The 14,488-nt window shown below is 58.3% G+C and carries 13 protein-coding genes; 2 read left to right on the top strand and 11 right to left on the bottom strand.

Annotation, left to right across the window (positions count from 1 at the left end):
• Positions 1 to 43: 43 nt before the first annotated feature.
• The 6 genes from IEW73_RS01565 to pafA form a co-directional block, all read right to left on the bottom strand.
• On the bottom strand, positions 44 to 2,773 hold the full coding sequence (locus IEW73_RS01565) for a DEAD/DEAH box helicase (RefSeq protein WP_188670031.1): 2,730 nt from the start codon (positions 2,771 to 2,773) through the stop codon (positions 44 to 46).
• On the bottom strand, positions 2,770 to 3,672 hold the full coding sequence (gene tatC / locus IEW73_RS01560; protein WP_188670029.1) for a twin-arginine translocase subunit TatC: 903 nt from the start codon (positions 3,670 to 3,672) through the stop codon (positions 2,770 to 2,772). The genes IEW73_RS01565 and tatC overlap by 4 nt, the downstream gene beginning before the upstream one ends.
• A gap of 79 nt (positions 3,673 to 3,751) precedes the next feature.
• Positions 3,752 to 4,042: a Sec-independent protein translocase subunit TatA gene (tatA, locus tag IEW73_RS01555; RefSeq protein WP_188670027.1), complete on the bottom strand. Its 291-nt coding sequence runs from the start codon at positions 4,040 to 4,042 to the stop codon at positions 3,752 to 3,754.
• A complete protein-coding gene (locus tag IEW73_RS01550) occupies positions 4,042 to 5,091 on the bottom strand; it encodes a helix-turn-helix transcriptional regulator (protein ID WP_188670025.1) in 1,050 nt (349 codons plus the stop codon). Before IEW73_RS01550 ends, tatA begins: the two co-directional genes overlap by 1 nt.
• Positions 5,088 to 6,080, bottom strand: coding sequence for a helix-turn-helix transcriptional regulator (locus IEW73_RS01545; RefSeq protein ID WP_188670023.1), 993 nt, complete (start codon positions 6,078 to 6,080; stop codon positions 5,088 to 5,090). The genes IEW73_RS01550 and IEW73_RS01545 overlap by 4 nt, the downstream gene beginning before the upstream one ends.
• Positions 6,081 to 6,161: 81 nt before the next feature.
• Positions 6,162 to 7,520, bottom strand: coding sequence for a Pup--protein ligase (gene pafA / locus IEW73_RS01540; protein WP_188670020.1), 1,359 nt, complete (start codon positions 7,518 to 7,520; stop codon positions 6,162 to 6,164).
• A 111-nt stretch (positions 7,521 to 7,631) separates the two neighbouring features.
• On the opposite strand from pafA, the gene IEW73_RS01535 reads away from it, so the two are divergent.
• Positions 7,632 to 8,273, top strand: coding sequence for a phosphatase PAP2 family protein (locus tag IEW73_RS01535; protein ID WP_188670018.1), 642 nt, complete (start codon positions 7,632 to 7,634; stop codon positions 8,271 to 8,273).
• Here the strand turns inward: IEW73_RS01535 and prcA are convergent.
• The 5 genes from prcA to arc form a co-directional block, all read right to left on the bottom strand.
• The gene (gene prcA / locus IEW73_RS01530; protein ID WP_188670015.1) at positions 8,257 to 8,973 is read right to left on the bottom strand and encodes a proteasome subunit alpha; all 717 of its coding nucleotides are present in this window, start codon (positions 8,971 to 8,973) and stop codon (positions 8,257 to 8,259) included. The genes IEW73_RS01535 and prcA overlap by 17 nt on opposite strands.
• A gap of 5 nt (positions 8,974 to 8,978) precedes the next feature.
• Complete coding sequence (gene prcB / locus IEW73_RS01525; RefSeq protein ID WP_188670014.1) at positions 8,979 to 9,854, bottom strand: proteasome subunit beta; 876 nt, start codon at positions 9,852 to 9,854, stop codon at positions 8,979 to 8,981.
• The gene (locus IEW73_RS01520) at positions 9,851 to 10,045 is read right to left on the bottom strand and encodes a ubiquitin-like protein Pup (protein ID WP_188672704.1); all 195 of its coding nucleotides are present in this window, start codon (positions 10,043 to 10,045) and stop codon (positions 9,851 to 9,853) included. The genes prcB and IEW73_RS01520 overlap by 4 nt, the downstream gene beginning before the upstream one ends.
• 222 nt (positions 10,046 to 10,267) lie before the next feature.
• Positions 10,268 to 11,767 (bottom strand): depupylase/deamidase Dop, encoded by a 1,500-nt coding sequence (dop, locus tag IEW73_RS01515; protein ID WP_188670011.1) that lies wholly within the window; start codon positions 11,765 to 11,767, stop codon positions 10,268 to 10,270.
• 48 nt (positions 11,768 to 11,815) lie between these two features.
• Positions 11,816 to 13,570, bottom strand: a complete 1,755-nt coding sequence (gene arc / locus IEW73_RS01510) for a proteasome ATPase (RefSeq protein ID WP_188670009.1) — start codon at positions 13,568 to 13,570, stop codon at positions 11,816 to 11,818.
• A 358-nt stretch (positions 13,571 to 13,928) separates the two neighbouring features.
• Between arc and IEW73_RS01505 the strand changes: the two genes are divergently transcribed.
• Positions 13,929 to 14,471: a hypothetical protein gene (locus IEW73_RS01505; protein WP_188670007.1), complete on the top strand. Its 543-nt coding sequence runs from the start codon at positions 13,929 to 13,931 to the stop codon at positions 14,469 to 14,471.
• Positions 14,472 to 14,488: the final 17 nt, after the last annotated feature.

Here is a 14,488-nt window from a genome sequence, read left to right as displayed (position 1 = left end):
CTCTGACGGTCAAATCTGACAGAGTTTTTCACTCCGCCGATTTTTACTCGGTCGCATCAACCGATACAACCCCACGTTTTACTGCCGTCACAGCTTTGCCTGCCGCGGAACGAACCTGCGGGTCAGGGGCGACAATGCGCAACTGTTCGAGCAGATCAAGGATCTGGCGGCACCATCTGACGAAGTCACCAGGCGGGATCTCATTTGCGGCGAGGAGCGCGTCAAGTAGCGGTGCGCCTTGAGCCCACACGAAAATCGCATGGACAAATCCGCTGTCAGGTTCCCTGGTGGTGGGAAGTTTGTGCCGTGTTTCGTCGGCGAAGATTTCTTCCCAAATCCGCTGCGTATCTGCAAGCGCACGGCGCAGCGGCCCGGTAGGAACGGTTCCTGCTGGTGCGCCGTCACGACGAGCCTCGTACACCACAGCCGACACCACTGCCGCGAGTTCGGCGGGGCTCAGGCCCTTCCAGATTCCACGGCGCAAAGCCTCAGCGATGAGCAGGTCGCTTTCGCTGTAAATCCGGCGCAGCCATTCGCCTTCCTCGGTGACGACGGGGTCGCTGCCAAGTTCGATGTAGCTGCGTTCGGACAGCAACTCAACGATGCGATCAAAGTTCCGCCCCAGAGAAGAGGAGGCCGCATTCATCTGGTTGCGCAGGCGGTCGGTTTCTACCTTGAGCCGGTCGTATCGTTCAAAACGGCGGGCGCACTCTTCTCTATCCGGCCAGCTATGGCAGGGGTGACGCTTGAGCTCTCGACGCAAGCGGGCGAGTTCCTTGTCAAATGCCGCATCGGACTTCTTTTTGCCCTTGGGATTCTGGCGGTTACGGGGTGCATACCCCAGGTTGCGCAGCGTCGACGCGATATCTCGACGCACCGGCGCTTCGCGGAAATCTACGTGTTTAGGAAGCCGAATTGACCCCACCGACTCTGTGGGGTCCACAAAATCTTTCACCGACAACCTGCCGGACCACGCACCCGCCGTGATAACGAGCGGCTGTGGGTTGGTGAAGTCGCGGTCGGGTTCCAGTACTACTGCGGGCCCTGCGCGCCGACCTGCGGGAACCACAATGACATCACCGCGCTTCAACCGGACTAGCGATTCCGCTACAGAGTCACGGCGTTGCAGCGTTGCCCCGTGTTTCAACGTGCGTTCGCGGTCGCTGATTGCGCGTCGCAATGCGGCATACTCAGCGAACTCCGCAAAGTTGTAGTTCGCGCTGCCCGCCAGTTTTGCCAATTCACGTTCGTTGCGTTCAACGGTGCGAGCCACACCCACAACGGACCTGTCAGTTTGAAACTGCGCGAACGAACGCTCAAGCAGTGCGCGTGCTTCTGCAGCCGGCATATGCCGCAGCAAGTTCACCGCCATGTTGTAACCGGGGGCGAATGAACTTCTCAGCGGAAATGTGCGGGTGGACGCCAAACCGCCGACGGCCTCAGGATCAAGGTTGGGTTGCCACAACACCACAGCGTGGCCTTCAACGTCGATACCGCGACGGCCTGCCCTTCCTGTGAGCTGCGTATATTCGCCGGGTGTCAAGTCGGCGTGCGTATCGCCGTTGAACTTCACAAGGCTCTCAAGCACCACACTTCGTGCAGGCATATTGATGCCGAGGGCAAGCGTTTCGGTCGCGAACACTGCTTTGACGTACCCGTTGACGAACAGTTCTTCGACCGTGTGCCGGAACGCGGGCAGCATCCCTGCGTGGTGCGCGGCGATGCCCCGTTCCAATGCGGTCCGCCATTGGTCAAAACCCAACACCTTCAGGTCCGCTTCGGGCAGTTCCCCGGTGTGCTTTGCGATGATTCGGCGAATCTCCTTCGCCTCATCCTCGCTGGTGAGGAACAAGCCAGACCGCACGCACTGCGCAACCGCGGCGTCACAACCAGCCCGGCTGAACACAAATGTGATCGCCGGGAGCAGCCCAGCTTTGTCGAGTTGAATAATGACTTCTGGCCGAGAAGGTGGCCTGTATCTACCAGGGATGTTGCCGCGCGGCCCGCGCCCGCCCCGCCTGTGCCGAGGAGGTTCGAAACGTGAACTTCCGCGTTCAGCCGCGTCGATCGCTAACCGCTTCTTGATGTGAATCAGCAAATCGGGATTAAGTTTGCGCCCAGACTTTCCGGGTGTGATGCGGCTCGGGAAGAGATCCAAGATCTTCCGCCCCACGAGCATGTGTTGCCACAATGGGATGGGACGAGTTTCGTCCACGATGACGGTGGTGTCACCGCGCACCGTTTCCATCCAAGCACCAAACTCTTCCGCGTTGCTGACTGTGGCCGACAGGCTCACCAAACGGACGTCTTCTGCGAGATGAAGGATGACTTCTTCCCATACAGCGCCGCGGAATCGATCGGCGAGGAAGTGCACCTCGTCCATGACAACATGTGACAGCCCGCGAAGACGGTCGGAGTCGGCGTACAACATGTTGCGCAACACTTCGGTGGTCATCACCACGATCGGCGCGTCCGAGTTGATGCTCTGGTCGCCTGTGAGCAACCCGACTGTGTCGGTGTCGTACCGTTTCACAAGGTCGTTGAACTTCTGATTCGACAGCGCCTTGATGGGTGTGGTGTAGAAGCATTTGCGCCCGGCGCGCAACGCTAGGTGAACGGCAAATTCACCCACAATTGTTTTTCCAGCCCCAGTAGGTGCGCATACCAGCACGCCGTGGCCGGCTTCTAACGCCTCGCATGCCCGTATCTGAAACGGGTCCATGGGGAACGGTAGTTGCTCGGCAAACGCCGCAACTTCGCCAAACTGGGTCATTCTTTCCTGTCGTCGGCTACGGGTGTTGGTGTTTCCAACGGTTCAGATTCATCATCAGCGAGGTGTCCCCACTGATCAGATTGCTTCTTGGCTCGCCGCTTGTCGTTGAGACGGGTGAACTGGATGGCGAGCTCAAACAGCAAGGTTAGGGCGAACGCAAGCGCCAACATTGAAAACGGGTCGTGCGGTGTGATGAAGGCCGCGAAAACAAACAGTGAGAAAATGATTCCCCGACGCCAGCTTTTCAGCTTCTCGTACGGCAAAATGCCCACCACATTGAGCATGACGACCACCAGTGGCAGTTCGAAACTCACACCAAAAATCACGATCAAGCTGATGATGAAGCCAAAATACTCCTGCCCATTCAGAGCAGTGATCTGGACATTGTCACCAATGGTGAGGAGGAAGCTCAAAGCGAACGACACCAGGACGTACGCCATCACAGCACCGAGCATGAACAGGAAAGCTCCGATGGCGACGAAAGTGATCCCGAACTTACGTTCGTTGCGGTGCAGCCCGGGGACGATGAATCCCCAGATTTGGTATAGCCACACCGGGCTAGCGAGCACGATTCCGGCTGTCACCGCCACCTTAAGTCGGAGCATGAACTGCTCAAACGGCCCCGTGGCGAGCAGGCGACATTCTTCAGCATCCTGCGTTATCGACGCTCGGCTTTCCGCAGGCAGATCACAGTATGGGCCCCGCAGTAGCTCACCCAGTGATTCGATACCAAGAATCTCCACCGAGTACCAAATAAAACCGAAAATACTGGTCACGACCACCGCAGCCATCGAGACCAGCAGCCGAGTGCGCAACTCGTGAAGATGCTCCACGAGCGGCATGGTTCCGTCTGGGTTAAGCCTGCGCTTTCGGCGCCGCGGATTTAAAGGAATACGCACCGCAGATTGTCTTCTCACTTCAGCCACGCAGTCGCGGCACTACTGCGCCACCCACGGGTGACGCTGGGGACATCACCAACTATGACTGGCCAGACTGTGTATCGCCTTGGCCCTGTGCCTGTGGTTGCCCAGTTCCTGGCTGCGCTTCAGGCGCTGGTGTCGACAGCGGCGGAGCAGCGAGTTGCTGAGGAGGCGTGGACTCCCGCTTCGGCGATTCGTCGCCATCGTTGCCCATCTCCTTGATCTCACTCTTGAAGATGCGCATAGAACGACCCAAACCGCGGGCAGCGTCCGGGAGCCGTTTTGAACCAAACAACACCACGATGACGAGCAGCAGAATTAACCAGTGCCACGGGCTTGTGAATCCCATTACGATTTGCCTCCCACATTGTTGACGCCTTCGATGCTACCCGAGTTCCCGCCAGAACTGTCACGTGAGAACACGCCGTTCACCTCGGCTTCACCTTGGCCAACATAGCGGACCAACGCTGCGTGGGCGCGAGAATGAATGGCCTCAACAAGTTCCGGTGGAGACAACACACGAATACCGCCTCCAAATCCGAGCAGCAGTCGGGCCATCCACTCGGTCGAGGCGTAGGTCATCTCACCGCGAATCCAACCGGTGTCATCGTCTCGCTGCGGATTCTCCACCGGGTAGTAGTCCATGAACCACGCAGCCGATGGATCAATCTCTAACACGGCCACCCGCATATCGTCGGCGTCACTGAACAATCCGTCCACCACCTCCGAGCGCACCCTGTCGGAGATCTGCGCGGGCTCACCAGTGATGTCTGCATTTTCAATGCGGTCAAGCCTGAACAGTCGAACGGCCTCAGCCATGCGGCACCATGCCTGCAAATACGTGTGGTCATCAACAAGCATGAGACGAATCGGGTCAACAACACGGTCAGTCAGAGCATCTCGCGAAGCCGAGTAGTACCGCAGCTGGACAGCTTTCTGCTGCTGCACGGCCTCGCGAACCACCGAGTACTGCGCATCCTCAACCACGTTAGTCGTCGCCGGTGCTACCGCCTTGGCCGCGATCCCAGCAGCAGCCTCAATTTTCGCAATAGCGCGCTGAACCGCTGCCGGATCCGCCATCCCCGGTTGATCTAACAACGCACGCAGCGCCACGAGCAACGCTGTCGCTTCCGGGGACGTCAACCTCAACGGGCGTTCCATTCCCGCCGTGTACACGACAGACACAGTCTCGCCATCGAACGACAAGTCAATGAGGTCACCCGGCCCATAACCAGGTAAACCACACATCCACAAGAGATTTAACTCGCGAACGAGTTCCTTCTCTGTCACCCCTAGTTCCGCGGCAAGAGCAGCCTTGGAAATCCCGGGGTTCGCTTTCACATACGGCACCAAGTTCAGTAGCCGCACTAGCTGATTTGATAGTCGAGAGCCACTCATGACCCACCCCCGCGGGCAGCCTCAAACGCACCACGCAACACATCAACAACATGGTCAACGAGGTTGGGAGGTCCTAACGCCACCGCATCGGGGCCGTGCCCCGCGATCACCCGCGCAAGCCACTCCCACGAGTTCACCGGCAGTGTCAATTCATCACCAGCAACACCGTCTCGCTCGCTTGGGATGCGAGCAGTCGCCATCCTCCGCAACTCATGTACCCGCTCGTCCGCCACCCACACCCGCGCTGTCCCCTGGACCGACCCGTCGCTAGCGACGGCACGCTCAATATGTTCACGAATGTCGAAATCCTCAGGTTTCACCACGGATCCGGGGCGCCCCACCGTAGACACGTCATCGCCTATGCGGGACAGCCGAAATGTGCGAATGTCATCCTTGGCGCGGTCAAAACCCACCAAATACCAGCGGCCATTCCAGGTACCAATCCCCCACGGTTCCACTACACGTTCGCGATAATCCTCACCAGGATTGCGACGATGCGAAAAGCGCACGGCACTCCCGGCATCGATGGCCGCTAGCAATTTGGTTAACACCAACTCGGAGCCGCGGGTGCGCTGAGGCACCGACACCACCGGGAAATGCTCCTCCACATTGACACCACCGGCCCGCAACTTCAGCAGCGCCGTCTGCGTCGCCGAATTCAGCTCAGGCGACCTCCACAACTGAGCACCCACCGCCACGGCGGCAGCTTCATCCTGATCAAGCTGAATATCGGGCAGTTCGTAGGCATCCCGATTGATGCGATAGCCCTCCGTCGTCGAATGCCACGACGCGCGGCCCGTCTCCAGCGGAATACCCAAGTCCCGCAACTCTGACTTGTCGCGTTCAAACATGCGGTAGTACGCATCGTCTGACCCCGACCTGGGATACCCCGCAACCGTGTCCCGAATCTGGTCCGCCGTCAAAAACTGCCGCGTCGACAGCAAGGCGATCACCAGGTTAACGAGTCGTTCCGCACGCGCCACCGCCACTTGATCACACCTCCCGCCTTCAGCATGGTCCTGCCGTCACGTACTTGCGCGTCTCAAACTTGCTCGTCACATACTTGCTCGTCACATACTTGCGATGAGCCGTTCTACCCGTTCATCCACCGACCGGAAAGGGTCCTTACACAGCACCGTCCGCTGGGCCTGATCATTGAGCTTCAAATGCACCCAGTCCACAGTAAAGTCGCGGCCCGCATCTTGTGCGGCAGTAATGAAATCTCCGCGCAACTTCGCCCGAGTCGTCTGAGGTGGCGTCGAAGTGGCCTCCACGATCTCCTCATCAGTTGTCACCCGGGCAATAAGACCCTTGCGCTGCAACACATCAAACACCCCTCGACCACGTTTGATGTCGTGATACGCCAAATCAATCTGTGCGATCTTCGGATCACCCAGGTCAAGCCCAAACTTCTCTTCGTACCGCTGGAAAAGTTTGCGTTTAATAACCCAGTCAATCTCGGTGTCCACGGATGAAAAATCTTGCGACTCGACAGCATCGAGCATGCGACCCCACAGATCCACCACCCGATCTAGGTCAGCATTCGGCTCACGGGTCGCCATGTATTCCACAGCGCGCGCATGGTATTCGCGCTGAATATCCAGTGCGCTTGCCTGGCGACCACCCGCTAGGCGCACCAACTTTGCGCCTGTCGTGTCATGGCTGATTTCTCGAATAGCACGAATCGGGTTGTCGAGAGCAAAATCCCGGAACGGTACACCGGCCTCAATCATTTCCAACACCAGCGCCGCCGAACCCACCTTCAGCAGTGTCGTCGTTTCGGCCATGTTCGAATCGCCCACAATCACATGCAGGCGACGGTACTTCTCGGCATCCGCGTGAGGCTCATCGCGAGTATTGATGATTGGTCGTGAACGCGTCGTCGCCGACGACACACCTTCCCAAATGTGCTCAGCGCGCTGCGACAAACAAAATATCGGCGCTTTGGCGGTATTGAGCACCTTCCCTGCACCGCAGATCAGCTGACGCGACACCAAGAACGGCAAAAGCACATCGGAAATGCGTGAAAACTCCCCCACCCTCGCGACCAGGAAGTTTTCATGACACCCATACGAATTACCAGCCGAGTCAGTGTTGTTCTTAAACAGGTAAATGTCGCCGCCGATACCTTCGTCGACGAGTCGACGCTCCGCATCAAGGAGGAGATCCTCGAGAATAAGCTCCCCAGCCCTGTCATGGGCCACCAGTTGGCGCAACCCATCACACTCAGCGGTGGCGTATTCCGGGTGTGAACCCACGTCCAAATACAGCCGAGCGCCATTGCGGAGAAACACATTGGAGCTTCGGCCCCACGACACCACGCGGCGGAACAAATACCGCGCCACCTCGTCTGGGCTTAACCGCCGATGCCCGTGAAAAGTACACGTGACACCAAACTCAGTTTCGATCCCCATGATTCGTCGCTGCACTCTCGCCACACTACCGGGATCAGCGATCATGCTGCGGTATCTCGATCAACAAATGATCACTACTCGCGGGTTTCACGTTGCACCGCGCGCGCAAATGCCTACTCTTGGGGTATGGATGCCGCAGGCCCCGCCGAGGCTGATTTAGAACACCACGTACACGACGCGAGTGTGCCACGCCACGTCGCGGCTCCCCGCGCCGTGCGTCGAGCTGTTGGGCAGGTCGACCGTCGTTTTGTCGCCAGGTCTGCACAGTGGCGTCCCACACCGATGGACCGTGCCATGATCACCCTGAGCCGATCCGCCAACAAAGGTCAACTCTGGATTGGCGTCGCAGCCATACTTGTTGCGTCCGGCGGCAATGCCCGACGAGGTGCGGTACGCGGTGCAATAGTCCTTGGCGCTAGCACCTTGGTGGCAAGCAGATTGCTCAAACCGCTATTTCCCCGCAATCGCCCACCAGAACACTCCATTCCAGGCACCCGACGGTTCGGGGAACTGCCCACAACACCGTCATTTCCGTCGGCGCACGCAGCGCTCGCCGCCGCATTCGCTACAGGTGTCGCAATCGAGTCACCAATCGCTGGATATTTCATCGCCCCGCTCGCCGCCGCAGTTGCCTATTCACGGGTTCACACTGGAGTGCACTGGCCGTCCGATGTTGTCGCTGGCGGGGTTGTTGGGGTGAGTGTCGCGCTCTTAACTCGACAGCTATGGAGCGCGCCCCTCAACGAACCGGCTACGACTGACTGCTAAGCAGCCCCTCAAGTTCGTCGCCGCGGATGCGCCGAAACGCCCGGCGCGGCCGACTTTGATCCAGTACAGCAACTTCTAGCGCCTGGGGACCAAGAACGCGTGTTTCATTCTGTCCGCCAGCGGCCGGAGCTTTGTTTAGCGCTGCGACCGCGAGTGACACAGCCCGATCCATCGGCAGCGACGGTTCAAAGGTTTCCTTCAACGCCTTCACGATCGGTTCGGTCGAACCACCCATCACAACAAAGTTGCGTTCGTCGGCAATGGAGCCGTCGTACGAAATGCGGTACAACTGCGGGGGCTTCACCGACGTCGGAGCACTTACCTCGGCGACGCAGAGTTCCACCTCATACGGTTTCGGCTGCTCCGTGAAAATTGTGCCCAACAGCTGCGCGTACGCATTCGCCAATGCCCGACCAGTCACATCACGACGGTCATACGAATAACCACGCATGTCCGCATGCAAAATTCCGGAACGCCGTAAGTTTTCGAACTCGTTGTACTTACCTACCGCAGCAAAACCAAGACGGTCGTACAATTCGCTGACCTTATGCAATGCAGTCGAAGGGTTTTCCGCTACGAACACCACACCACCGGCGAAGGTCAGCACCACGACGCTGCGCCCACGAGCAATGCCTTTACGAGCAAGCTCGGAGCGATCCCGCATCACCTGTTCGGCCGATGCGTAGTACGGGAAAGTCATGGACACTATTCCTTACCCTCGTGTGGCGGCGCCCCGTGCTGTTCTAGTTCAGTCCTGGTTCGCACAATGCCGCGTGCGATCTCAGCCGACCGTCCCTCATCGACAAACGCGGCACCCTCCCGAGTTATGACCGCCATCGTCGGGTACAAACCACGCATCTGGTCAAAACCACCGGTGGCAGTGTCGTCGTCAGCCGCGTCGTACAGGGCCTCCACTGCGATTCGTTCCGCATCGGATTGCGAAAGGCCCTTCCGGTAGAGCTTCTTCAGAGACGAGCGCGCAAACAAGGAACCAGAACCTACTGCGTAGAACCCGGTGTGTTCCTCGTACCTGCCGCCGGTGACATCAAACGACACAATCCGTCCGGCCCCGCTCGGATCAGCGGCATGCTCGTCAAACCCGACAAACAGCGGGACCACGGCCAGGCCTTGCATGGCCGCACCAAGGTTGCCCCGCACCATTGTTGCCAGCCGATTCGCCTTGCCATCCAACGTCAGCGCGACGCCTTCAATCTTCTCGTAATGTTCGAGTTCGACCGTGAACAGGCGCACCAGCTCCACCGCAATGCCGGCAGTGCCAGCAATCCCTACAGCGGAATACTCATCAGTGATGAACACCTTCTCAATGTCACGGCTCGCCACAACATTGCCCATCGTCGCTCGCCGATCGCCAGCAATCAGCACACCACCGTCAAACGTCACTGCAGTGATCGTTGTGCCATGCGGCGCAATCTCAGTGTGCGAACCGACAAAACTGCGATTCCCTGGCAACAACTCTGGGGCCTGCGTGCGCAAATAGTCAGTGAACGACGACAATGGCGAAAAACGCAGATGTGGCGCACTCTCGCGATGCGTCAAACGCCACGACTCATCCGAACTCACTGTCCACCCTTCTGCACGTACGCGCGCACGAAGTCTTCAGCGTTTTCTTCCAGCACGTCATCAATCTCGTCGAGAAGATCGTCAGTTTCGTCAGTGATCTTCTCTACGCGCTCCTGACCACCTGCACCAGGACCTTGTGTGGCATCGTCCTCATCGCCACCACCGCCACGCTTGACCTGCTCCTGCGCCATCATGACCACCTCCTCGCTGGGTTCGCGTCGCCACGCGCACCTACGGTGAGCCGAAGCGATAATTCAACAGTACCGCCACACACCGACATTGGGGGCGATGAACCTCTGGAACTGGCGCTGTGTGTGTTTTTGCTCGACGCTCCCACTTTGTCCCGACGCTCCCACTTTTGCAGTGAAAAAGCGGGAGCGAACAGCAAAACCGGGAGCGTCAGCAAACGACAGTCACGAACCCAGTTTGGTAACCAGTTCGCGCGCCGACGTCACTGAGTTGAGCAACTTTTCGACATGCGCCCGAGTGCCCCGCAGCGGCTCAAGTGTAGGAATGCGAACGAGCGACTCCCCGCCGAGATCGAAAATGACCGAATCCCAACTCGCCGCAGCAATGTCCGCACCAAAACGCCGGAGGCATTCACCGCGGAAGTAGGCACGCGTAGTCTCAGGCGGATTAGTCATCGCATGCAACACCTGCTCCTCAGTGACAAGCCGCTTCATCGAACCGCGCGCCACCAAACGGTTATACAGCCCCTTGTCGAGGCGAACGTCCGAATACTGCAGGTCAACGAGATGCAGGCGAGGAGCCGACCACGACAAGTTTTCCCGCCGCCGGAACCCCTCTAGCAGCCGAAGCTTGGCGGGCCAATCAAGGATGTCGGCGCATTCCATCGGATCGCGGCTCAATTTCTCGAGAACCTCACGCCACAGGGTCAGAATGTGCTGCGCACGCTCATCGGTGTCGCCGCGACGCTCAAGGAAGGTGCCCACCTTCTCCGCATATGCCTGTTGCAGTTCTACGGCCGTGAAGTTCCGACCGTCAGCCAACTCCACCTTCTTCTGCAACGTCGGATCGTGACTGATCTCGTGAACCGCATCGACAGGGTAGCGCAACTGCAGGTCGCCAAAGTCGTTACCCGCTTCAATCATGTCGAGGACTAGTGCTGTGGTGCCGAGCTTCAAATACGTGGCTGTTTCAGCTAGGTTCGCATCGCCGATGATGACGTGCAAGCGCCGATACTTATCGGCATCTGCGTGGGGCTCATCTCGTGTGTTGATGATCCCGCGCTTCAGCGTCGTCTCAAGGCCCACTTCGACTTCGATGTAGTCAGCGCGTTGTGACAGCTGGAATCCTTCGCGGTCACCGTGCTGGCCGATTCCCACGCGCCCCTGTCCGCTGATGATTTGCCTCGACGCGAAAAAGGGGATCAAACCCGAGATGACGTGCGCGAAGGGAGTTTCACGCTTCATCAAATAGTTTTCGTGGGTGCCGTAGGAGGCGCCCTTGCCATCGACGTTGTTCTTGTACAGCTGCAACCGTGGGTTGCCTGGCACGGAAGCGGTGTAGCGCGCTGCGGCCTCCATGACCCGTTCGCCTGCCTTGTCCCAGATCACGGCATCGAGAGGATCAACCACTTCTGGGCTTGAGTACTCAGGATGCGCGTGGTCGACGTACAGGCGAGCACCGTTGGTGAGGATCATGTTCGCCGCACCCACTTCGTCCGCATCGATGGTGGGTGCGGGGCCGCCGTAACGCCCGAGGTCAAACCCTCGAGCGTCGCGCAGTGGGGATTCGACCTCGTAGTCCCAGCGTGTGCGCCGCGCACGTGGGACACCCGCCGCTGCCGCATAGGCCAGCACAGCTTGCGTCGACGTCAGGATGGGGTTCGCCGATCTGTCGTCCGGCGAACTGATCCCGTATTCCACTTCGGTGCCAATGATGCGTTGCATAGAAACCAAGCCTAGGCGACGCTGCGGGTTTGGCGCCCGCCGCAGCGTCTACAGGTACTGCCCCGTGTTCGATTCTGTGTCGATTGCGCGGCTTGCACTCGCGTTCTTTCCTGTCACCAACGTGCGGATGTAGACGATGCGTTCGCCCTTTTTACCTGAGATTCGCGCCCAGTCATCCGGGTTTGTGGTGTTGGGCAAGTCCTCGTTCTCGGAGAACTCGTCGACGATGGAGTCAAACAGGTGCTGCACCCGCAGCCCATGCTTACCGGTATCTAATTGTTCTTTGATCGCGAATTTCTTGGCACGGTCCACGATGTTCTGAATCATGGCACCGGAGTTGAAATCCTTGAAGTAAAGAACTTCCTTGTCACCGTTGGCGTAGGTGACTTCGAGGAAGCGATTGTCGTCGCTTTCGGCGTACATGCGTTCGACAACACGCTCGATAATGCCTTTGATGCATGCTTCACGGTCACCGCCGAACTCGCCGATATCGTCGTCGCTGATGGGCAGCGATGCGGTGAGGTACTTGGAGAAGATGTCGATAGCTGCTTCGGCGTCGGGGCGTTCGATCTTGATTTTGACGTCGAGTCGTCCGGGGCGAAGGATTGCGGGATCAATCATGTCTTCGCGGTTGGAAGCGCCAATCACGATGACATTTTCGAGTCCCTCAACGCCGTCGATTTCGCTCAGCAACTGAGGCACCACGGTGGTCTCGACGTCCGACGAAACACCGGAACCGCGGGTGCGGAAGATCGAGTCCATTTCGTCGAAGAAGACGATCACGGGTGTTCCTTCGGATGCTTTTTCTCGCGCCCGCTGGAAGATCAGTCGAATATGACGTTCAGTCTCTCCAACAAATTTGTTCAGGAGCTCGGGGCCCTTGATGTTGAGGAAGAACGACTTGGCCTCTTTGGTGTCTTCACCGCGCGTCTCAGCGATTTTCTTCGCCAACGAATTCGCGACAGCCTTAGCGATCAGCGTTTTACCGCACCCCGGAGGCCCGTAAAGCAAAACACCCTTGGGTGGACGTAACGAGTATTCGAGGAACAAATCTCGGTGGAGAAATGGCAATTCCACAGCATCACGGATCTGTTCGATCTGCCGAGTCAAGCCACCAATATCGTGGTAATCGACGTCGGGCACTTCTTCGAGAACCAGGTCTTCGACTTCGGCCTTGGGAATTCGTTCGAATGCGTAGCCCGCCTTGACGTCAACAAGGAGAGAGTCGCCTGGCCGCAGTTTCCGCGGCGGCAATTGGGGGTCGGTCTGTGGAGGGTTAACCAACGGTTCCGCGAGCCACACCACTCGTTCTTCATCCGCATGGCCTATGACCAGCGCACGATGACCATCATCGAGCAGTTCACGCAGCGAACAAATGTCGCCGACTTGCTCGAATGATCCGGCTTCGATGATCGTAAGCGCTTCATTGAGGCGCACTGTTTGACCTTTGCGCAGCGATGCACCCTCAACATTGGGTGAGCATTGCAGCCGCATCCGACGGCCCGAGGTAAAGACGTCAGCGGTGTCATCATCGTGGAGACCAACTACCACGCCGTATCCGCTCGGTGGCTGGCCGAGACGGTCAACTTCCTCGCGGAGGTTTAACAATTGCTGGCGGGCTTCTTTAAGGGTTTCTAGAAGCTTGGCGTTTCTCGCTGTTAGCGCCTCAATGCGCACCTCAAGTTCGCGCACCTTGTGAGGGTCGTTAGCGAGTTGACGGCGCAATGAGCCGACCTCTGTTTGCAGGGCCGTGATCTCACGGGTCAGTTCTTCCCTGTCATGGGGACGTTCTGACGTACTCATGGGCGTCTCCTCCCGATCTGAACCCTCAACGCTACCGGCGATTCACCCAGTCTGGGGTGTGACGCGGGTCTACTTCGTATAACGACGTTGTGTCATACAAGATTCCATACTCAAGATCTCCTCAGGATCATCACAGATACCGCTCGGCGTGCCCCCTACGCTTGTATTCGATACGCCCTAGTTTTCTCCAACATTCTGGGACTTTGTTCGCACCGTCTTATCAGTTTCGTTACCTCAAACAGGACACAAAGCACCACGCGGAGTATAAAAATGACCTTAAACGCTGAGCACGGTGATTGTTCGATGCGACCAAAGTAGGTCGTTGCCGCTATCACCGCCAAGGAGGTTGGCGAAACCAATGGGCCTCACCGTTTCATGTCTAACCCCACCCGAAGTGTTCCGCGCGGCGGCGTTGCGCTACACCCCCGGCAGTAGCGAACGTGTCACTGCCACCTTTCGCAACGACGACGGCGAAACGACGCACGACTCCATCATCGTGGACTGCACTTGGGATGATCAGTGCCTGTCGATGGTCCTGATCTTGACCCAAGGCCAGCGCGTCCACATTGAGATTCCCGAGCGAGCCCATGACGGGCACATGGATTCAGTCATCGTGGCACCGACCACGCTCACCACTCCGTTGCTTGTCCGTGGCGTCGAGCGGTGGTTGGCGTGGCAGGCATTCGACCATGATGGGCCGGGTTCATCTGGGCCATTCGAGCATTTGGCCCCGTTGGGCAAGCAGCCTCGTGCGTGGCGGGAAGAGGTTGAGCACCATGCCGAGCATCGTGAGTGGGCGCTGGTTTTGTCTGCGATACGAAAGGCGTTGAAGCCGCAGCAGGGCGAAACATTGGTGTGTACCGCAGCGGTGATGTTCGATGTCAACGGAACAGTGCCGTAGCTGCGGTCGGTGTGTGC

Origin of the sequence: Hoyosella rhizosphaerae, from assembly GCF_014643175.1 — a bacterium.
GTDB lineage: Bacteria > Actinomycetota > Actinomycetes > Mycobacteriales > Mycobacteriaceae > Lolliginicoccus > Lolliginicoccus rhizosphaerae.
This window is presented reverse-complemented; position numbering and strand designations above follow the sequence as displayed.